The sequence below is a fragment of the Geobacillus sp. CX412 genome (assembly GCF_027942335.1).
In the GTDB taxonomy this organism is placed as follows: Bacteria; Bacillota; Bacilli; order Bacillales; family Anoxybacillaceae; genus Parageobacillus_B; species Parageobacillus_B toebii.
Genome location: NZ_CP103461.1, coordinates 566,852 through 588,296, shown reverse-complemented (window position 1 = coordinate 588,296; position 21,445 = coordinate 566,852). Strand labels below are relative to the sequence as shown.

19 protein-coding genes, 2 pseudogenes and 1 other annotated feature are annotated in these 21,445 nt (G+C 43.5%); of the genes and pseudogenes, 6 read left to right on the top strand and 15 right to left on the bottom strand.

From position 1 onward, the window contains the following. Positions 1-9: 9 nt before the first annotated feature. Positions 10-1,188 (bottom strand): MFS transporter, encoded by a 1,179-nt coding sequence (locus tag NXM86_RS03065; RefSeq protein ID WP_015864850.1) that lies wholly within the window; start codon positions 1,186-1,188, stop codon positions 10-12. Between the two features lie 83 nt (positions 1,189-1,271). Beyond that, positions 1,272-2,684, bottom strand: a complete 1,413-nt coding sequence (gene pepV / locus NXM86_RS03060; RefSeq protein WP_081188744.1) for a dipeptidase PepV — start codon at positions 2,682-2,684, stop codon at positions 1,272-1,274. 263 nt (positions 2,685-2,947) lie between these two features. Between pepV and NXM86_RS03055 the strand changes: the two genes are divergently transcribed. Next, the gene (locus tag NXM86_RS03055) at positions 2,948-3,169 is read left to right on the top strand and encodes a DeoR family transcriptional regulator (protein WP_015864852.1); all 222 of its coding nucleotides are present in this window, start codon (positions 2,948-2,950) and stop codon (positions 3,167-3,169) included. 180 nt (positions 3,170-3,349) lie between these two features. Here NXM86_RS03055 and NXM86_RS03050 read toward each other — a convergent pair whose 3' ends face one another. Continuing rightward, entirely contained in the window at positions 3,350-4,072 is a 723-nt protein-coding gene (locus NXM86_RS03050) for a pseudouridine synthase (protein WP_498958603.1), read from the bottom strand. A gap of 111 nt (positions 4,073-4,183) precedes the next feature. Here NXM86_RS03050 and NXM86_RS03045 point away from each other — a divergent pair, with 111 nt between their 5' ends. Next, complete coding sequence (locus NXM86_RS03045; RefSeq protein ID WP_015864854.1) at positions 4,184-4,396, top strand: hypothetical protein; 213 nt, start codon at positions 4,184-4,186, stop codon at positions 4,394-4,396. Positions 4,397-4,416: 20 nt separating this feature from the next. On the opposite strand, the pseudogene NXM86_RS03040 reads toward NXM86_RS03045, so the two are convergent. From NXM86_RS03040 to NXM86_RS03030, 3 genes and pseudogenes are all read right to left on the bottom strand, one after another. Then, positions 4,417-5,296: pseudogene (locus NXM86_RS03040) on the bottom strand (IS982-like element ISGth1 family transposase). Between the two features lie 129 nt (positions 5,297-5,425). After that, positions 5,426-7,054, bottom strand: coding sequence for a putative polysaccharide biosynthesis protein (locus tag NXM86_RS03035; protein WP_015864855.1), 1,629 nt, complete (start codon positions 7,052-7,054; stop codon positions 5,426-5,428). A gap of 77 nt (positions 7,055-7,131) precedes the next feature. Continuing rightward, positions 7,132-8,010: an IS982-like element ISGth1 family transposase gene (locus tag NXM86_RS03030; RefSeq protein ID WP_311066496.1), complete on the bottom strand. Its 879-nt coding sequence runs from the start codon at positions 8,008-8,010 to the stop codon at positions 7,132-7,134. A 179-nt stretch (positions 8,011-8,189) separates the two neighbouring features. Here NXM86_RS03030 and NXM86_RS03025 point away from each other — a divergent pair. Then, positions 8,190-9,463 (top strand): annotated as a pseudogene (locus NXM86_RS03025) (BaiN/RdsA family NAD(P)/FAD-dependent oxidoreductase). Positions 9,464-9,472: 9 nt separating this feature from the next. On the opposite strand, the gene NXM86_RS03020 reads toward NXM86_RS03025, so the two are convergent. The 6 genes from NXM86_RS03020 to NXM86_RS02995 form a co-directional block, all read right to left on the bottom strand. Then, positions 9,473-9,652: a sporulation protein Cse60 gene (locus tag NXM86_RS03020; protein WP_498958601.1), complete on the bottom strand. Its 180-nt coding sequence runs from the start codon at positions 9,650-9,652 to the stop codon at positions 9,473-9,475. A 254-nt stretch (positions 9,653-9,906) separates the two neighbouring features. Next, entirely contained in the window at positions 9,907-10,224 is a 318-nt protein-coding gene (locus NXM86_RS03015) for a rhodanese-like domain-containing protein (protein ID WP_062755034.1), read from the bottom strand. Positions 10,225-10,273: 49 nt separating this feature from the next. Next, on the bottom strand, positions 10,274-12,691 hold the full coding sequence (gene leuS, locus NXM86_RS03010) for a leucine--tRNA ligase (protein ID WP_062755036.1): 2,418 nt from the start codon (positions 12,689-12,691) through the stop codon (positions 10,274-10,276). Positions 12,692-12,763: 72 nt separating this feature from the next. Further along, positions 12,764-12,996: a binding site (T-box leader), on the bottom strand. A gap of 206 nt (positions 12,997-13,202) precedes the next feature. Further along, on the bottom strand, positions 13,203-14,396 hold the full coding sequence (locus tag NXM86_RS03005; RefSeq protein ID WP_498958600.1) for an MDR family MFS transporter: 1,194 nt from the start codon (positions 14,394-14,396) through the stop codon (positions 13,203-13,205). Between the two features lie 99 nt (positions 14,397-14,495). Beyond that, positions 14,496-14,663 carry a hypothetical protein gene (locus tag NXM86_RS03000; RefSeq protein WP_062755040.1) on the bottom strand — a complete coding sequence of 56 codons (168 nt, stop codon included), beginning with the start codon at positions 14,661-14,663 and terminating at the stop codon, positions 14,496-14,498. Between the two features lie 14 nt (positions 14,664-14,677). After that, positions 14,678-14,941 (bottom strand): YtzC family protein, encoded by a 264-nt coding sequence (locus NXM86_RS02995; protein ID WP_062755042.1) that lies wholly within the window; start codon positions 14,939-14,941, stop codon positions 14,678-14,680. A 159-nt stretch (positions 14,942-15,100) separates the two neighbouring features. On the opposite strand from NXM86_RS02995, the gene mnmL reads away from it, so the two are divergent. Both mnmL and mnmM read left to right on the top strand, forming a co-directional pair. Beyond that, positions 15,101-16,063, top strand: a complete 963-nt coding sequence (gene mnmL, locus NXM86_RS02990; protein WP_062755044.1) for a tRNA modification radical SAM protein MnmL/YtqA — start codon at positions 15,101-15,103, stop codon at positions 16,061-16,063. Beyond that, entirely contained in the window at positions 16,060-16,632 is a 573-nt protein-coding gene (mnmM, locus tag NXM86_RS02985; protein WP_089098031.1) for a tRNA 5-(aminomethyl)-2-thiouridylate-methyltransferase MnmM, read from the top strand. Before mnmL ends, mnmM begins: the two co-directional genes overlap by 4 nt. Positions 16,633-16,645: 13 nt before the next feature. Here mnmM and tbcS read toward each other — a convergent pair whose 3' ends face one another. After that, a complete protein-coding gene (tbcS, locus tag NXM86_RS02980; protein WP_328268601.1) occupies positions 16,646-17,746 on the bottom strand; it encodes a tetraprenyl-beta-curcumene synthase in 1,101 nt (366 codons plus the stop codon). Between the two features lie 29 nt (positions 17,747-17,775). Next, the gene (locus NXM86_RS02975) at positions 17,776-18,567 is read right to left on the bottom strand and encodes an alpha/beta hydrolase (protein ID WP_498958599.1); all 792 of its coding nucleotides are present in this window, start codon (positions 18,565-18,567) and stop codon (positions 17,776-17,778) included. Between the two features lie 90 nt (positions 18,568-18,657). Here NXM86_RS02975 and NXM86_RS02970 point away from each other — a divergent pair, with 90 nt between their 5' ends. Continuing rightward, positions 18,658-19,176 carry a gamma carbonic anhydrase gene (locus NXM86_RS02970; protein ID WP_062755052.1) on the top strand — a complete coding sequence of 173 codons (519 nt, stop codon included), beginning with the start codon at positions 18,658-18,660 and terminating at the stop codon, positions 19,174-19,176. Positions 19,177-19,351: 175 nt separating this feature from the next. On the opposite strand, the gene asnB is transcribed toward NXM86_RS02970, so the two are convergent. Continuing rightward, positions 19,352-21,250 carry an asparagine synthase (glutamine-hydrolyzing) gene (gene asnB / locus NXM86_RS02965; protein ID WP_498958598.1) on the bottom strand — a complete coding sequence of 633 codons (1,899 nt, stop codon included), beginning with the start codon at positions 21,248-21,250 and terminating at the stop codon, positions 19,352-19,354. Positions 21,251-21,445 lie beyond the last annotated feature (195 nt).

Genomic DNA, 21,445 nt, shown 5'->3' with positions numbered 1-21,445 from the left:
CACCTTTTCTTATGCCGAAGCTTTTTTCTTATTCAGCAAATGAATGCACACTAATGAAAGCATGCCGACAAACGTGCAAATGCTGAAAAATAAATATATAGCCCCAATATGATAACGTTCAAGCATATATCCACCGATAAATGTACAAAACCAAACGCCTAACCCATTGCCTACGGCGGAATAAAGGGATACTGCTGTCGCCCTTACTTGTTTTGGCGCAACATCACGTACGTATTGAAGCGCCGCGGGAATAGATAAGCCGACGGAAAGACCTTGAACAATCGTTGTCATATATACGAAAAAGAGCGGCGGCTCGAAAAAATAAAACAGCCAACGTAAACATGATACAGCAGTAGCAAACATTAAAAGTGGAACCATCCCAAACCGATGAATAAGTCCATCTGTCATTTTCATAAATGGGGCTTCACTTCCCGCCGCCAATAAAAACGCCAAGCCTATTCCCGTCAACGTACCACCAAGCTGTTTAATGAATATCCCAAAATAAAAGTTATTCGCTAAAATAGGACCAAAAATAAAGAAAGTAGCGAGCAACAATAATACAAAATGAGGAATTCGAAACAGCTGCGCCATACCGCGCAGCGCTTCCGCTTTCATCGTTTGGCTTTCTTTTGGAAGCCGGCTGGCGAGCAAGCCGGACAGTATTAGCATAAACGAAAACAAATAAAAAATGACAACAAGCGCAATGCGGTCTGATAGCCACCCGCCAATCAGTACGGCAACAGCAAAGCCGATCGATCCCCATAAACGAATAGATCCATACTTTTCGCCATTCTTTTGCGCATAATGAAGCGTAATGCTGTCGGAAATCGGAACGATCGCGCTTTGGGCGGATGCCAGTAAAACAGCCATGACAATAAGCCAATGATATTCATGCACAAATGAATACATTAGTCCAATGAATGAAGTAGCTAATAGTGCGATTGTCAGAACGAAAACCGGTTTACGTGTATAATCGGTAATCATCCCCCAAATCGGCTGTACAAAAATCATTGTGACTGGACTTATGGACATAATGACTCCAATTTCTGTTCCCGAAAGACCGACCACTTCTTGTAAATATACGGATAAAAGCGGAAATAATGCTCCGAATGCAAAAAATACAAAGAAATAAAATAACGAAAATGTGGACTTACCAGTCGATTCCCCTCGTTTTAACGCTGCCTCCATACTTGATTCCGCATCCTTTCATGAAAAAGCACCGCCCTAAAAAGAGCGGTTTTTCTTTATCGTAACATATGTTTAGAATTTTTTCATTTTGCTAATTCATAAATTGCCTGAGCGTAAATCGCGGTTGCTTTCAATAAATCATCGATCATGATATATTCATCCTTTTGATGCGCCACATCCGGCCGTCCCGGAAACAGCGGTCCAAACGCTACTCCCGCTTTCAGCGAACGGGCATATGTACCGCCGCCGATGGAAAGCAAGGAAGCGCGTTCTCCTGTTTGTTCTTCGTATACGCGTTGAAGCGTCTTTATAAGTACATGATTTGGATCAACATAGTGCGGTTTTGAATCGCTAAAATGTTCCAACGCAAAACCATGCTGCGCTGCGATGTTCTGTAGTTTTTGCTTCGTTTGTTCTATATCATTGGTGACCGGATAGCGTATGTTAATGCCAAGCTTTCCTCCAGCTTGCGCATCATATGATAATATTCCAACATTGACTGTTAAATCGCCGGTAATCTCATCGTTGTAAGCAATGCCTAACGCTTTTCCACGAGAATCGGCAAAGAAATAGTCCGTCACAAAACGGATAAACGATTGCGCCTGCGTATCCAACGCAACATCTGATAGCCACTTCGCCAGCCATAAACCTGCATTTTTCCCGTTTTCTGGTTCCATCGCATGAGCGGAAATTCCTTCTAATTGAAGAGTAACGGTATTGCCTTCCACAACAGCATTTCCATTCATGCTCGTTTCATGAAGAAACTGGCGATACTGCTGTTCGATTTCTTGTTGCCGGTCTGCACGAACGAGCAATACCGCTTTAGCAAAGTCAGGAACCATATTATAACGTCTTCCTGCCTGGAACGACTGCAGCCGAATTTCACTTTCTTCCTGTGTTCCTATTGATGGCTTGCGCAAATCCATATCGACAATTCCTTTTTCCGCGTAAATAATCGGAAAATCCGCATCCGGAGCAAATCCCATTGTCGGCATTTCCTCATGCTTAAAATAATGTTCGACACAACGCCACTTGCTTTCTTCATCTGTTCCAACAATCATACGCACTCGTTTTTGCAATGGCAACCCGAGTTCTTTCACAATTTTCATAGCATAAAATGCAGCCATTGTTGGTCCTTTATCGTCAATCGCGCCGCGAGCATATAATTTCCCATCACGGATTTCTGCAGCAAACGGGTCGCTTGACCAGCCATCTCCCGGTGGTACAACATCCACATGGCATAATACGCCGATGAGTTCCTCTCCTTGTCCGATTTCAAGATGTCCCGCGAGGCCATCGACGTTTTTTACCGCAAACCCTTCTTCTTGGCCCCTCTGCAATAAAAACTGCAACGCCTCGTATACTCCTTGTCCAAGCGGGGCTTCTTCTGTTGCATTCTCTTCATCGAGAACGCTCGGAATGCGCAATAGCGCCTGCGTATCTTGAATAAGCGCCTCTTTTCGCTTCAATACCTCTTCCATCCAATCGATATTCATCTCCATTCTTCCTTTCTTTTTTCATTTTTTTCTTGCTGCAACCGTAACATAAATGAAGAAATGAAGTCAAAGTTTTCTTTTTTTACGATAATATTAATATCTTATTAAAAAATATTGAAATATTTTGTTAATATCGGTAAATAGGTAGCATTTTTCATCTATTTTCGTGTAAAATGATAGTAAATCACAGCAAGATATAATCTCTCATCTCAGAAGCAGCGATGTTGTGCCATGCGAATTATGCAATGATAGGGAGTGGTTTTTTGAAACCTTCAACACATCGTATGCTAACACGAATTAAATCCGTATACATGTACATTAGTGAGAAAGGAACCGTAACGACACAAGAGCTTGTTGATGAGTTTGGCACCACCCCAAGAACGATTCAGCGTGATTTAAACGTGTTAGCGTATAACGACCTAGTTCGCAGCCCTAGCAAAGGCAAATGGACGACAACCAATAAGAAGGTACGAATATCTTCTTAATGGGTGCGAAGAAGAGAGAGAAAGGTGAGAGGTTATAGCGAGACAAGAATAAGCCTCAACATGCCAAAAAAGAATACGTATTAGTTTGCATATAAAAGGAACCTAAGTGCGGTTCCTTTTTTTTCAGCTTTAATCCCAGAGAAGTCTCTCCTCCTCTAAACGGAGTGAAGGGAGGAAGGTTCATGGGCGAAATTGTTTTAACATCTCCACTTCCTCATCCGTCAATTCTCGATATTCACCAAGATCTAGCGACGGATCAAGCACAAGAGGTCCCATTTGAATCCGTTTTAAGTAAACGACCCGTTTACCTATCGCCCGGAACATTCGCTTCACTTGGTGAAACTTTCCTTCTGTGATCGTTACCTCCACATCCGAACGAAGTCCCGATTTTAAAACCACCAGTTCCGCTGGCTTTGTTTCATAACCATCATCCAACACCACCCCGTGGCGGAATGCCGCCACATCTTCCTCTGTCACTTCCCCCTCAATAACGGCAAAATACGTTTTCGGCACATGCTTTTTCGGGGAAAGCAGCTGATGAGCTAATTGCCCATCATTCGTCAACAATAAAAGCCCCTCTGTATCTTTATCCAGACGCCCAACTGGGAATGGCGAAAACACGCGATCTTCCTCTTCTAGCAGGTCAACAACCGTTTCTTCCACCACATCTTCCGTCGCCGAAACGACTCCCGGCGGTTTGTTCATCATTAAATAAATAAATTCTTTATACTCCACTTCTTTTCCCCGCACTGTCACGACCTGCTCCGTCGGGTTGACTTGTGTTTTCGGATCTTTGACCACAACCCCGTCAATTTTGACGACTCCTGATTTCAGCAATTTTTTTACTTCTTTTCTTGTCCCGTACCCCATGTTGGCGAGCATTTTATCAATACGCAATCCCAATGTTTTCACCACCTTTTAAAAAATTTGCTTCAATTAGGCGTTTGTCTAGTCCGCATTCTTCCTATTTCCATACACTATGAAAGAAAAAAGAAGAAAGGAGATTTGCCCATAATGAATTATTATTATCTTCCAGTGACAGATGATTATCGTCAACAACCTACTCAACCTTTTGGCCCAGGCTTCCCAGGAGGTTTCGGAAACATTCAACAGCAACTGAATCGGATCGAACGGACGTTACAGCGTCATGAAGATCGTCTCAATCGCCTTAACCGCCGTTTGCAACGCGTCGAGCGCCGACTTGGGCTTCCTTTTGAACAATTTTAACCCGTGGTGCTAGTTGAGTCTTAACGCTCAACTAGCCCAAGAACAACAAGGGAGTAAGCCAGTAAAATACCATCCAGTGCCGTTTCAAATCCAGAAACCGAGTTCGCTCGAATCTCGGTGATCCGATACGAATCGACTAAAATCGAAAAACACGGTTTCAATCACTTTGCGTTTTCGTTTCATCCACTGTTTCCATGCGTCGGATTGGAGAATTCGCTGATTTTTTCGAACGGGCGTCCAAAAAGCGACTCGATGCTCTTCGTACAGCTTCTTTTGCAGTTTTTGGCTGATGTACCCTTTGTCACCTAGGTTATATGGATGTGGAATTTGCGTCATGACGGTTTCAGCGGCCACCCGATCGTGACAAGACGCTTCAGTGACGACATATCCCATCGGAAGCCCTTGGTCGGTGACCTGCAGATGAAGTTTCAACCCATAGAAAGCGATCTTTTTCGAAGCACAATAGCCAATATCCGCAATTCCACGAAACCGTTTGGCGCGATACATTCGGGATGAATGACACAGCTCGATCGGCAAACTGTCCACGACCGCATACGCATGGTGTTGTCCACGCTTGGCCAGCTGGTGCCGCATCCACTTGATCACAAAGCCAAGCGCTCGGCAGCGACGGTTGTATCGAGAACGTTCAGGGAACAAGTCCTTGGAAAACAAATTCCCGATCACAAACCGGTGCCAAGCCCGTTCGGAAGTGAAGCCTAACAACTTTCCAAGGACATGGACGGCGATGATGACCTCGTCCTTCTGTTTCAACAAATGACGATTTCGACGTTGAAGATGAATCTGGATACTCGATAGTTGAGCGGATACAAAACACAAAATCGATACATATTGTTTTTGAAGTTTGGCTCGATCTGTTGTAAAATGAAAGTGCTCTTGCATGTGAATTCTCCTTTTAAATGTTTGGTCGCACTCTCATTTTAAGGAGATCCTCATGCAAGGGCTATTTTTATGCTTGTCTGATTTTATCTAGCACCACGGGTAATTTTAATCTTTTAGAAAAGAAGGCGGCTAAGAGACCGCCTTCTTTTCCTTTCTGCGCTGCAAAAACGCAAATCGATTTCCAAACAGCGAGGCAAGCAGCCCAGACCGTTCGCTGAAAAAGAAATACACCCCAGCGCCGATAAGCGCACTAATCGCAACAATCACGATCGATTCCACTCTTCCGCCATGATAATGCAGCATTGATTTCAAAAGCAGCTGCACAATCGCAACAAATCCTGACATAAGCGCCGTTAATATTCCAATAAAAATCGTGCGGCGCATGACAAACTGATATTGGTAGTTGGTGTATTTTTTAATAATCCATAAATTAAATACAACCGAAACAAAATAACCAGACATCGTCGCAAGTATCGCGCCAATCGTCGCCAATTTTGTGATAAGAAACGTATTGAGTAACAGTTTCACAAAAAGTCCCATCGTTAAGCTGACGACCGAAAAACGTTGTTGATTAATGCCTTGCAGCATCGCCGCTGTCACGGAAAACAATGCGAACAAAATGGCGGTTGGCGCATACCAGCGCAACACTTGCTCTCCAAGCGGATCATAGCTATAAAACGCGGCATAAACTGGTTCTGCAAGAAGTGCCATGCCGACAACGGCAGGCAATGTTAAAAACATGACGACTTGAAACGTTTGGTTTAAATATTTTCGCAACGATCTCCGGTCTTTTTCTACATACGCCTTTGTAATCGTTGGAATCAGCGTCAAACTAAACGATGTCGCGAGCGTTACCGGAATAATGACAAGTTTCTGCGCCCATATATTAAAAATAGAATAAGCATGCTCAGAAATTTTCCCAAGCCCTATGTTCGCCATCGCATGGTTAAAGGTAAACTGATCAATTAACTGGTAAAGCGGCATCGCCAGCCCAACAAAAACGAACGGCGCTGCATACAGAAACAATTCTTTGTACATTTCTTTCAAGGAAAGCGTGACTTGTCCACGATCTCTCTCTAATAAATCATCCAGATACTTCTTTCGTTTCCACCAATACCAAATAAGAATAGCGAGCCCACCGAGTGCGCCGACAAATGCAGCAAACGTTGCCACACTGACTGCCGTAACGAGAGAACCTTCAAATACGCGCAACACAACGTAACAACCGATTAACAAAAAGGTGATGCGGACGATTTGTTCAACTACTTGTGATAGCGCTGTCGGCCCCATCGATTCATGGCCTTGGAAAAAACCGCGGATTAAGCTCATGACAGGAACGATAATAAGCGCAAAACTTACCGCGCGAATAACAGTTACGACGTCATCAGTAGAATTGACGTTCGCACGTTCATCAATCACAAACGGAGCAATCCATGGGGCAATGGTATATAAAACAACACAAGAAACGATGCCGGTAACGATCATTAATCGTAATCCCGATCGAAATAGCACATAACCGACACGATACTCTTCTAAAGCGTTATATTTGGACACAAACTTGGAAACCGCCAGTGGCAGTCCTGCTGTAGCAAGGCTGAGAAAAATTTGGTACGGCACATATCCATATCCGTAAAGCGCACCGCCTTCTTCCCCTACAAGATGATAAAAAGGAATGACATAAATTAAACCGAGAATCCGGGAAATCATAACACCAGCTGTCAGAATAAACGTCCCGCGCAATAATTTTGAGGTAGACATACCATCCCTTCCCTAATTTGATCACATTGAAAATAATAACTATGTTATTTTATCATACCCGTGGTGCTAGTTGAGTCTTAACGCTCAACTAGCCCAAGAACAACAAGGGAGTAAGCCAGTAAAATACCATCCAGTGCCGTTTCAAATCCAGAAACCGAGTTCGCTCGAATCTCGGTGATCCGATACGAATCGACTAAAATCGAAAACACGGTTTCAATCACTTTGCGTTTTCGTTTCATCCACTGTTTCCATGCGTCGGATTGGAGAATTCGCTGATTTTTTCGAACGGGCGTCCAAAAAGCGACTCGATGCTCTTCGTACAGCTTCTTTTGCAGTTTTTGGCTGATGTACCCTTTGTCACCTAGGTTATATGGATGTGGAATTTGCGTCATGACGGTTTCAGCGGCCACCCGATCGTGACAAGACGCTTCAGTGACGACATATCCCATCGGAAGCCCTTGGTCGGTGACCTGCAGATGAAGTTTCAACCCATAGAAAGCGATCTTTTTCGAAGCACAATAGCCAATATCCGCAATTCCACGAAACCGTTTGGCGCGATACATTCGGGATGAATGACACAGCTCGATCGGCAAACTGTCCACGACCGCATACGCATGGTGTTGTCCACGCTTGGCCAGCTGGTGCCGCATCCACTTGATCGCAAAGCCAAGCGCTCGGCAGCGACGGTTGTATCGAGAACGTTCAGGGAACAAGTCCTTGGAAAACAAATTCCCGATCACAAACCGGTGCCAAGCCCGTTCGGAAGTGAAGCCTAACAACTTTCCAAGGACATGGACGGCGATGATGACCTCGTCCTTCTGTTTCAACAAATGAAGATTTCGACGTTGAAGATGAATCTGGATACTCGATAGTTGAGCTGATACAAAACACAAAATCGATACATATTGTTTTTGAAGTTTGGCTCGATCTGTTGTAAAATGAAAGTGCTCTTGCATGTGAATTCTCCTTTTCAATGTTTGGTTGCACTTTCATTTTAAGGAGATCCTCATGCAAGGGCTATTTTTATGCTTGTCTGATTTTATCTAGCACCACGGGTATTTTATCATATTTTTGGTCAGGTCGAGAAAATTTCCCCCGCTCCATTATAATCCAGAAGGAAAGGATAGTGAAGAAGATGACATATGAAGTTGTTGTTATTGGGGGAGGGCCATCGGGATTAATGGCGGCAATTGGCGCTGCGGAACAGGGCGCAAAAGTGCTTCTTATTGAAAAAGGGAACAAGCTCGGGCGGAAGCTTGCCATTTCCGGCGGTGGGCGATGCAATGTAACAAACCGCCTTCCAGTGGAGGAAATTATTAAACATATTCCAGGAAATGGACGGTTTTTATACAGCGCTTTTTCTGAATTTAATAATGAAGATATTATCCGCTTTTTCGAACGGTTAGGCGTACAGTTAAAAGAAGAGGATCATGGCCGCATGTTTCCGGTGACCGATAACGCGCAATCTGTTGTACAAGCGTTAGTAAACGAATTAAAACGGCTGCATGTAGACATTCGGCTCAACACACCGGTTGCCGACGTCGAATACGAGCATGGAAAAACGATCGGCGTAACGCTAAAAACAGGCGAATTTATTGGCGCAAAAGCAGTTGTTGTCGCCGTTGGCGGCAAATCGGTTCCGCAAACAGGCTCTACCGGCGATGGCTATGCTTGGGCGGAAAAGGCAGGACATACGATCACCGAACTATTTCCAACCGAGGTTCCGATTACATCAAACGAACCGTTTATTCAAGAGCGGACACTGCAAGGATTGTCGTTGCGCGATGTCGCTTTAAGCGTCCTGAAACCAAACGGAAAACCGATCATTACCCATCGAATGGACATGCTGTTTACCCATTTCGGCATTTCCGGTCCCGCCGCCCTTCGCTGCAGCCAATTTGTCGTAAAAGAGCTGAAAAAGCATGGCAAAGACGCGGTTATGATGAGCATTGACGCACTTCCTGATCAAAATAAGGAAGAGCTGTTTCAGCACATTGCCCATCTATGCAAGGAAGAGCCTAAAAAAGCGATCAAAAACGTGTTGAAAGGCTTGCTACCGGAGCGATATATATTATTTTTACTCGAACAAAGCTATATCGATCCGCAAACACCGGCCGGAATGCTTTCGCACGAAAAAATTCGAACGTTCATTCAACATTGTAAACAATTTACGTTTCACGTTCACGGCACATTGCCGCTAGAAAAAGCGTTCGTCACTGGCGGAGGCGTTTCCGTTAAAGAAATTCATCCGAAAAAATGGCTTCTAAATTGATGGAGGGGCTTTACTTTTGCGGAGAAATTTTGGACATTCATGGCTATACAGGGGGATATAACATCACAGCAGCCCTTGTCACTGGAAGACTTGCCGGAGTAAACGCAGCCAACCACGCAATCGCTTTACGGACCTAACGGATGGCGTTAGGTCCGATAAATAACCATTGCTGAAAAGCAATAAATTTGCTCTCCTTCGGATTCCATCATCGCAACATTATATTTCACATCAATCAGCTGCCCTTCTTTTAGTCCTACCAAAAACGCATTCACCGCGCGTTCTAAATCTTTTTCATGCTCTTCATCAAATAATTTTACTTTATACATTTTTTTATTTCCCTTCCTCCCCCATTATGGTTTCCCCTCATTTACTCATTCCATTTACAAAGAGAAATTCCTTCACTTTCCTAAAAATAGAATATCAGCGAAAGAACTCTCCCTAACCTTTCATACATTCTGCCGCATTAAGATTTGTTATATCGTTATATTTCACGTAAACAATTAAAGAAAAAAGCGTTCAGCTATTTCCAGACCAAATAGCCAAACGCTTTTTTTATATCTTCACAAATAATCAATGACCTTTAATATTTTTTCGGAACGGTATCCCCTTCCCATGCCAGCATCCCATCCACCATATTGCGGACATGGTAGCCTAGCTCCTGCAAATAGCGGCAAACCATTTCGCTGCGCCGGCCGGAACGGCAGACGAAAATATATTCTTCCTCTTTATTGAATTCATCGAGCCGGCTTGGAATTTCCCCCATTTTGATATGTTTGGCGCCAGGGATCATGCCAAGCGCCACTTCCTCATCTTCGCGCACATCGACTAAATTTAGTTTTTCACCGCGTTCGAGTTTTTCTTTTACTTCTGCTGCTGTAATTTCTTTAACTTCTCCCATCATCCAATCCCCTTTTCAAACATTTCTCCCTCAAGAAAAGGAGGGGCGATTAGTTTGCGACGATATTCACCAATTTTCCCGGTACAGTAATCACTTTACGCACTGTTTTTCCTGCAATATGTTCTTGAATTTTCTCGTCTTGCATAGCCATCTGTTCAAGCTCTTCTTTTGATAGATCTGCAGGTACACGCAGTTTTGCTCTTACTTTTCCATTTACTTGAACAACAATTTCGACTTCCTCTTCAACTAATTTTGACTCATCATATGTTGGCCATGGTTCGTATGCGATCGTATCATTATGGCCGAGTTTTTGCCATAGTTCTTCCCCAATATGCGGGCAAACCGGTGATAATAGTTTCACAAATCCTTCCATATACTCTTTTGGCAATACCGGCGCTTTATATGCTTCATTAATGAATACCATCAATTGCGAAATCGCTATATTAAAACGAAGCGCTTCATAATCTTCCGTTACTTTTTTCACCGTTTGATGATACACTCGCTCTAGTGTATCTGTTTCTGGATTGTCAACGATTTTCGGATTCAACTCGCCATTTTCACCGACAAACAAGCGCCAAACACGGTCTAAGAAACGGCGCGCCCCGTCTAACCCTTTTGTTGACCATGCGATGGACGCTTCAAGTGGCCCCATGAACATTTCGTATAAGCGGAGCGTATCGGCGCCATGGCTTTCGATAATATCGTCCGGGTTGACGACATTTCCTCTTGATTTACTCATTTTTTCATTGTTTTCCCCAAGAATCATTCCTTGGTTAAATAGTTTTCTAAACGGCTCTTTTGTCGGTACAACGCCAATATCGTATAAAAATTTATGCCAGAAGCGCGCATACAATAAGTGGAGTACAGCATGCTCCGCCCCACCGATATACACGTCAACCGGAAGCCATTTTTTCAATTTTTCCGGATCGGCAAGCTGTTTATCGTTATGCGGGTCAATATAGCGCAAATAATACCAGCAGCTTCCTGCCCATTGCGGCATCGTATTCGTTTCACGGCGTCCTTTTTTTCCTGTTTTCGGATCGACGACATTCACCCATTCTTCGATGTTCGCAAGCGGCGATTCTCCTGTACCCGACGGTTTAATTTGATCCGTTTTTGGAAGCTTTAACGGAAGTTCTTCTTCCGGCACCGGCGTCATGGTACCGTCTTCCCAGTGGATGATCGGGATCGGTTCGCCCCAGTAGCGCTGACGGCTGAACAACCAGTCGCGGAGGCGGTATGTGACTTTCTTTTGCCCTTTTCCATTGGCTTCTAGCCATTCAATCATTTTCTTGATCGCTTCTTCTTTGTTGAGACCGTTTAAGAAATCGGAGTTAATATGTTCTCCGTCGCCCGTATACGCTTCTTTCGCAATATCGCCGCCGGCGACCACTTCTTTGATTGGCAAATTAAATTTTTTCGCAAATTCATAGTCGCGCTCATCGTGTGCTGGCACGGCCATAATCGCGCCCGTACCGTAGCTCATTAACACATAATCAGCAATCCAAATTGGCAGCTTCTCGCCAGTGACCGGATGAATCGCGTATGCACCGGTGAATACTCCTGTTTTTTCTTTCGCCAAATCCGTACGCTCAAGGTCGCTTTTGCTTTTAATTGTATCTAAATATGCCTCTACTGCCGCTTTTTGTTCCGGAGTTGTAATTTTTTCGACAAGAGGATGTTCAGGCGCCAACACGGTATATGTTGCGCCAAACAGCGTATCTGGGCGAGTTGTAAAGACAGTGAACGTTTCATCATGGCCATCAACTTCAAAACGAATTTCTGCCCCTTCTGAGCGCCCAATCCAGTTTCGCTGCATTTCTTTAACGCTTTCCGGCCAATCTAGCTCTTCTAAGTCTTCCAAAAGGCGATCCGCATACGCTGTAATGCGAAGCAGCCACTGTTTCATCGGTTTGCGGATGACTGGATGGCCGCCGCGTTCGCTTTTTCCGTCAATTACTTCTTCATTTGCCAGCACCGTTCCTAGCGCCGGGCACCAGTTGACCGGAACTTCATCCATATAAGCTAATCCTTTTTCATACATCTTTAAGAAAATCCATTGTGTCCATTTATAGTAATTCGGATCGGTCGTATTAATTTCTCGGTCCCAGTCGTACGAAAATCCTAACGATTTAATTTGGCGGCGGAATGTATTAATGTTTTTCTCCGTAAATTCCGCAGGGTCATTTCCAGTATCAAGAGCGTATTGCTCAGCAGGCAATCCGAAAGCGTCCCATCCCATCGGATGAAGCACGTTATATCCTTGCATTCGCTTCATTCGTGCTAAAATATCCGTCGCTGTGTAGCCTTCCGGGTGTCCGACGTGAAGCCCAGCTCCCGAAGGATACGGGAACATATCTAGCACATAAAATTTCGGTTTGTCATCGTCATCGACCGTTTTAAACGTTTTATTTTTTTCCCAGTATTCTTGCCATTTTTTTTCGATTTCCCGATGATTAAAGCTCATTGTCTTTCCTCCTATTCTTTTTTCATATCCATCATTGTTAACGAAAATACGTATGAAAAAACCCCCCATCCCAAAAGGGACGAGAGGTGAAAATTCCCGCGGTACCACCCTTCTTAGCATGCATCAGCGCATGCTCACTCAATATCGTTAACGCAGATTCACGGCGAACATTACGAGGCAACCACACAGCCGCTCATGTTCGCAACTCCAAGGCGAGTTCGTGAACAAACTTCGGTTGACTCGCACCAGCCGTCAACTCTCTGCAGTCCGTTTTGTTCACTACTACTCCTTTTCACCGTTATTTACCGATATTGTTCGTGTATAATATTTTAAAAAATTTGTCGTTTTATTGCAAGTAGGGAAAATAGAGATTGTCAATATCCGCGCGTCGCTTGTGTTATTCATCTATTCTATGCCACATTTCCCGCGGATTCAGCTCATATATGCCGTTTTCGATGAGGATTGTCAACCTCCATATTTTTTCAGATAAAAAATGAAGCAGAGAACATGTCTACCCTACTGTAAGCGTTTGTTTCCCTTTGCTTTGCTTCTTTGGCAAGTTCCGGTCATAGAAGAACGTCGTGACAAGCGAAAGTGCGGAAAAGAAAACAAGCGCGGCAAACAGTGGTTTCATGCCAGCGTAATCAGCGATCAACCCGCCAAGCACCGGACCGACCATCCGCCCTGCGGTAGCCGTGCTGTTGACAAATCCTTGGTAAAACCCTTCTTTCCCTGCAGGAGCGAGCTCGCTTGCCACCGTTGGAATCGCCGGCCAGACGATCATCTCCGCCATCGTCAAGACGACCATCGCAACGGCAAATTCCACGAATGAATCTGCTTCTAGCAATAAAGCAAACGAAACGACAAAAATCGCAAACCCGACCAGCATTTGCTTCTTGATATAAGGCATCCATCGCCGGATCACGACAGACAAGAGCGGCTGCACCAATACAATCAGCGCGCCGTTGATTGTCCAAAGGAGACTATATTGCCGCAGCGGAATATGAAGTGTCTGCGTATAAGCAGCAATCGTCGTCGGCCATTGCACATAGCTGATCCAGCATAAAAAATAACCGATACAAAGCGTCACTAGCGCGTACCAATTGGCCCGCGCCTCTCCTTTCACTGCTTCCGCCTCCTTTGATTTTGCCGCTTTGACAGCGCGGACATGACGCAATCCAAACACGATAAGCAAGCAAAAGACGGCGTATAGCAATAAATTGGCAAGGAAAATAAGCGTAAACGAATACGATGCGACTACGCCGCCAAGCGCCGAACCAACTGCCACGCCAATATTTTGCGCGACATAAAGCCCGTTAAATGCCCGTCTTCCGCCCTCTGGCCAAATTGCTCCCGCATACGCAGCCGCTACTGGAAATACAATCCCGCTTCCCATCCCGATGATCGTTAAAAAGATGGCGTAATGCGGCCAGCCATGAAAGAAAACAAGGCCAACAAGCGCGGACATCGTCGCGACAATTCCGATCACCATCGACTTAAAACCGCCAATTTTATCAAACAATAGCCCTCCGGCTAAGTTTCCAACCACGCTTGCTCCGGAATTGAGCATGAGCACCATTCCAGCGACAGAGAGTGATTTGCCAAGCTGCTCATGAACGTAAATCGTATTCATCGGCCATAAAAAAGAAGCCCCTGTCACGTTGATGGCCATGCCGATCATTAATATCCAAAGCGCACGGGGCATATGTAATCCTCCTTCAATATTTGAGTAACAAAGTAAATTGTATGTAGATGGATGAAAAAAGGCAATAAAAAAGCTTGTCGACTTTGTCGACAAGCTTTTTCACTCTTCGACGTGCTGTTTCGATTTTTGCGGCTGCCCGCCTGTTTGTTCATACGCTTTTTTCGCTTGTTTCACCGGATCAACATCTTTTCCTAATTCGATATCATGATTGTTGATGCCGTTTCTCGTCTTTTGCTCAGGATTGTTTTGTTTGGAACGTTTTTTCACGACGTACGCCCTCCTTAATGATTAAACAAAATCATTTCATTTTGCAATTGTTGAAGCTGCAAACGCATCCGATGCAGCTGCTCGCGCTGTTGCGCATTACAGCTAAGCGCTAAATGCGCCAAATCATTGATTGCGCTCTCTAACATTTGCTGTGCTTGTGTATATTCAAGGTCATTATAATGCTCTTGCTTTTGCGCCTCTGTATATTGCTCTTTTGCATAGCGAATGACATCTTCGCAATGCTGCAAAAATTCATCGACCGATTGCCGCGTTGCCATTATGTTCCCTCCAAGCGTATAATCGTTTGTTTCATCTTTTAATGTGCACATTTCATTTTGCGAATATCACGTTAATGATTGGCAATAGTCGATTTTTCCCGCTAATCATGTTACAATGCTGAAATGATGTTATTTTAAATAAGGAGGCGGCTGTTTGTTTTGAAACAGTTCAACCCATTTCCATATACAAACGATCATAAACGTTACCATACATGGAATTATCATTTACGACAAACGTTTGGCTATAAAGTATTTAAAGTCGCTCTTGATGGCGGTTTTGATTGTCCGAATCGCGATGGGACAGTCGCTTATGGCGGATGTACGTTTTGCAGCGCGGCAGGTTCTGGCGACTTCGCGGGCAATCGTGCTGATGACCTTGTGACTCAATTTAATAACATTAAGGAAAAAATGCATAAAAAGTGGAAGGATGGGAAATATTTAGCTTATTTCCAAGCTTTTACGAATACACACGCTCCCGTAGATGTATTGCGGGAAAAATACGAAACCGTCCTTAACTTAGACGGAGTTGTAGGATTGTCCATTGCGACTCGCCCGGATTGTCTCCCTGATGATGTGGTCGAATATTTGGCCGAATTGAACGAGCGCACTTATTTATGGGTCGAACTGGGCTTGCAAACCGTTCATGAACAGACAGCCATGCTTATTAACCGTGCACATGATTTTGAATGCTTTGTAAAAGGAGTTGAAAAACTTCGCAAACATGGCATTCGCGTTTGTGCTCATATTATTAACGGGCTTCCGCTTGAAGATTATGATATGATGATGGAAACAGCAAAAACAGTGGCAAGCATGGACATTCAAGGGATTAAAATTCACTTGCTTCATTTGTTAAAAGGAACACCGATGGTAAAGCAATATGAAAAAGGGCTAGTCAAATTTTTGTCATTTGAAGAATACGTGAACCTTGTCTGTGATCAGTTAGAAATTTTACCTCCAGAAATGATTGTGCACCGAATTACAGGGGACGGTCCAATCGACTTAATGATCGGTCCAATGTGGAGTGTAAATAAATGGGAAGTATTAAATGCAATTGATGCGGAACTTGAACGCCGCGACAGCTATCAAGGGAAATATTACAAAAAAGAAGTGATGAAACAATGAAATTGGCCAAAATCCTTCCTTTTACCCGAACATTGATGGATCTTGCGGTGAATGAAGGAGATATCGCCGTCGACGCCACGGTCGGAAACGGGCATGACACGCTTTATTTAGCCCAGCGCGTTGGAGAATCTGGACACGTATTTGGGTTTGACATTCAAAAAGAGGCGATTGCGAAAACATCGGCCCGCCTTCAAGAACACAATATGTTAAACCGAGTAACGTTATTTCAAGCAAGCCACGATCAACTGATCGAAAAAATTCCCTCTATTTATCATGGCCGCATCACCGGAGCAATGTTTAATCTCGGCTACTTGCCTGGCGGTAATAAGCGAATCGTAACAAAACCTGATTCAACGATCCGCGCCATTGAGCAATTGATGCAAATTATGGCGAAAGAAGGGATCATCGTTCTCGTTGTTTATCATGGCCATCCGGAAGGCGCCATCGAACGGGATGCGCTTCTTCATTATGTAAAGTCAATGGATCAAAAGAGCGCTCACGTATTAAAATATGAATTCATCAATCAAAAAAACAATCCTCCTTTTATTATTGCCATCGAAAAACGATAAAAAGGCTGTCCCTTTAGGAAAGAGACAGCCTCTTTTGTTTGGAAGATGATAAAAGCTTGTTTTGCCACAGACGATACGCTCTCCCGTTCCAGTAGAAAAACCAAGAATTGATTCCGCCTAAACGAATAAGCTTTTTCGCAAGGCGGCGGAGTTCTTTTTGTTTCTTTACTTTTTCATCCGATAAATATAAACCAAGAAGTCCTCGATGAATGAGGCGATGAAACTCCCCATGCGGCAATTGATTCACATGGCGGTCCGCCTCTTCGATAAAATGGCAAAGCCGCTCTAACAAAACGGACTGATCGGGATAATAAAAACAAAAATTTAAATCTCCTCCTAAACGATCTTCTTCTTGATCAATAAAATAATCAAGCAAAATATGCAGCCCTTGAATATAAGGAAAATAACCGTTGCGTATTTGTTTTGCCATTTCCTCATGAAATGTTTCTGTAAACGCATAGGCAACTAAGCAAAAAATGCCCAGCGTAGAACCGGAACAAGCAGAAAACTCATACCATTCCATTGGTGGAAGCTGATCTTTATATTGTTTAAACCATTTCTCAAGACGCGGTACTCGCTCGTCTACATGCACATGTTTATGTACTTGTAAATCACAATAATATCCAGCTAATTCATGCAAAAACGGAACAATTTTATCGTAATGTGTCACTTTCTTTAAAACACTTTGACATGTTCGTACAAGGTCATGCAAATAGCCACCGTCATCTTGTTCTTGACGATGGCGGTAATAATTCGAAACTTCGGCATCAATCGATAACGCGTCAGGCATCGATTCATGAAGGGCTCGAAAATCAAGCGGATCTAATGAAGTGCTTCGATCACATAAATTATCAAGATAATCGCTGATCGTTTGATAAGCGACAATAAAACGAATACACTCTTCCATTTCCTTCCCTGCTAATAACGATAAAATGGAGCCTCCTTCACAGTGAAACGTTTTTGTTTCAATACTTGCCAACGCTTGTTTTCGAAGTTCCGGGTCTGGAATATTTTGTGCTCTTTGTTTCCAATAGGCTAATTCGCGATGCACTACCGGAAAGACATCGCGATAGACTTTTTTCATAAGAGTGATCGGATGTGTCGGGATTTTCAACAGGCTCACCTCAGATATGTTTACATTGTCTAGCGATATAGTCGGCATTGTGTATCTAAAAACGATTTTGCATATAAGAAAACATCTTCCCGCTCCGGTTCATTAAAAATTTCATGATATAATTTGTTCCATTCTTTATACATTTTTTCCGATATCGGCAAACGGTCAAACCATTCTTTTACAGCTGTTTTATCGACAATTTTATCGTCCCCGCCTTGCATGAGCAGCAATGGGATATCAGGGAATTTCTGAATACGGCGAGAAGCCAATTCCATCGCCTTTACTAATTCACGATACCAGCGGACAGATACTTTCGTCACATAAAGCTCATCATGTTTATCCGTCTCATGTACTTCTTTATTTCTTGTTGCCAGTTCGACAGACAATCCTGACTCGATCAAAAGGGATGGCGCGATATAATTTAATACTCTTGATAACATATCAAGCCCTTTCGATGGGTACGATACAAGTCCTAAACATGGCGAAGATAAAATAACCCCTTGTACAGAAGGGCGTTTTTCTTGCAATGTACGGATAACAACAAGCCCTCCCATGCTATGTCCAAGAAGGAATACCGGTACATGAAATTGTTTGGCTTCCGTGATCCAATCGGCCACCTCATTAATATATTCATCAAACGATTGGATATGTCCACGTTTTCTTCTCGTTGTCCGCCCTTGTCCAGGCAAATCTCCTGCTACAACATGATAACCGCTTTTCACCCACTGCTCGATCAACCATTGATAGCGCCCGTGGTGCTCCGCGGCTCCGTGGACAATCACAACCGTTCCTTTTCCTTCATTTGCCTCCCATTTCCACATCGTCAATCTCCTCCGTTTACGAATCGTGCCACTATCTGTACAATAATAAATAATACTGAACCATTTTATAAAATGAAAGGAAAGAAGCGTATGATTTATCCGTACAAAGGAAAGTCTCCAAAGATCGCTGAATCTGCCTTCATTGCCGATTATGTCACCATTACCGGTGATGTGGTTATCGGGGAAGAAACAAGCATTTGGTTTAATACTGTTATTCGCGGAGATGTCGCTCCAACGATTATCGGCAATCGCGTCAATATCCAAGATAACTCAATTTTACATCAAAGTCCAAACAATCCGCTTATCATTGAAGATGGTGTAACCGTCGGCCATCAAGTCATTTTACATAGCGCCATCATCCGAAAAAACGCTTTAATCGGCATGGGCTCGATTATTCTCGATGGTGCGGAAATTGGCGAAGGAGCGTTTATCGGTGCCGGAAGCCTTGTCCCACAAGGAAAAAAAATTCCGCCGCACACGCTCGCATTTGGCCGTCCCGCTAAAGTCATTCGTGAATTAACTGACGAAGATGTCCGCGAGATGGAGCGAATTCGCCGCGAGTATGTGGAGAAAGGGCAATATTATAAATCGCTGCAGCAAGATAAATGATAATAGGAAACGCCGAGCAGACCGGTTAACATTACGTCGTTGTTATTATGGGATATGACCAAGATGATATTTATTTCACCGGTCCGCTGACTGATGAAATAAAAAAGCATCCAAAGTCGATTTTTTAAGATGTTGGGAGGCAAATAGGAAGACAGGCATCACCCTATCAGCTTGATTAGATAAGCTGGGAATGCCTGTCTTTTTTATATAGGTGAAAAAAATCATACTTTTTTTCAATATAGACTTGATGCCAAATCATAAATACTAGCACCGTCCAAATTTTGCGGCTATGATCCGCTTTATTGGCACAATGCTCTTCTAACAAGCGATATAACACATCTTTATGGAATAAATGATCGGTTTCACTTTCCTTGATGATTGTTTTTGCCCAATCATGCATTTCATTTTTAAGCCAATGGCGAATCGGCACTGGGAAGCCAAGCTTTTTGCGGTGAAGAACATGATCGGGAACAATGCCTTCTGCCGCTTTGCGCAAAATGTATTTCGTCGTATTATTAGCCGTTTTCATTTCCGGCGGAATTTTTGCCGCCACTTCAAAGACGGCCTTGTCTAAAAATGGGACGCGCAATTCCAACGAATGGGCCATCGTCATTTTGTCGGCCTTTAACAAAATATCTCCGCGCAACCATGTGTGAATATCAATATATTGCATCCGATTCATCGGTGGATAATGGGTTGTCTCTTCATAAAACGGACGAGTAATCTTCGTATATTCCAACCCATGTTTGTAAGATTTCAACAAACCTTGCTTTTCTTCTTCACTATACATTTTCGCATTTCCAATGTAACGTTCTTCCATCGGAGTTAATCCGCGTTCGATAAAGCTTTTTCCTTTGACACCTTCTGGAAGCATATGGGCAATGACGCGCAATGCGGATTTTACCGGGTTAGGGATCCGTTCAAACACTTTTAATGACTGTGGTTCGCAATAAATATTGTACCCTCCAAATAACTCATCTGCTCCCTCTCCAGAAAGAACAACCGTTACATGCTTTCTCGCTTCACGGGCGACGAAATAAAGCGGAACAGCTGCTGGATCGGCAAGCGGATCATCCATATGCCACATAATTTTCGGCAATTCTTCCATGTACTCTTCTGGTGAAATGACGTAGCTAATGTTTTCGACACCTAATTTTTCCGCTGTTTCTTCCGCAACAGTAATTTCGCTAAACCCTTCCCATTCAAAACCAACCGAAAAAGTTTTGATGTTCGGATGAAACTGCTTCGCAATCGAAGCAATCAGCGAAGAATCGATTCCGCCCGATAAAAATGAACCAACCGGCACATCACTGCGCATATGTACGCGTACAGAATCGAATAAAACATTGCGAATTTCTTTCACAAATTCGTCTTCCGATTTCCATACAGGCTGGAACCGCGCTTTCCAATAGCGGTGTACCGTTAATTTTTCACCGACTTTCTTTTTGATATAGTGGCCCGGCTCCAATTTTTTAATCCCAACGGACATGGTCATTGGCTCAGGCACATATTGGAATGTTAAATAGTGCTGCAGTGCATTATAATCAAGAACGTCGTTTTCCATTGCATGCAAAATGCTTTTCTTTTCCGATGCAAAAAACGTACGACCCGCTTCTTCTAAGTAGAAAAACGGCTTAATGCCGAATGGGTCGCGCGCGGCAAAAATCGTTTTTTCTTCTTTATCCCAAATGACAAACGCAAACATGCCGCGAAGCTTTTCTACCGCTTTTTCTTTTTCAGCGCTGTAAAGAGCGATAATGACTTCCGTATCCGAGTTGGTTGCAAATTCATATCCTTTTTCCACTAATTCATCCCGCAGCTCAAGGTAATTGTAAATTTCGCCATTAAAAATAATCCAATACCGCTCATTTTCGTAAGAAAGCGGCTGATGACCTGCTTCTAAATCAATGATGCTTAAGCGGCGGAACCCGAAATGGACATATTCATCAAAATAGTATCCATGATCGTCCGGACCACGATGTGTAATCATATCATTCATCTCTTCGAACGTTTTCTGCCATTGTTCGTCTGGCATTTTCGGCTCATCATGAACGCATCCGATAAACCCACACATGTTTTGTTTCACCTGTTCCTTTTATATTTACCCTATTGGTTATACCATACATAATAGGAATATAGCATTTCGTTTACTCTTTTGAAACAAATTGTTGCCAATCTTTTCTGCAGAGCAGTCGAAGCAGATGCTTTTTCGTTGCGTTTGCCCTTGATTTTGCCAAAAAAAGAGAGCTACATAACGTAACTCCCTTTT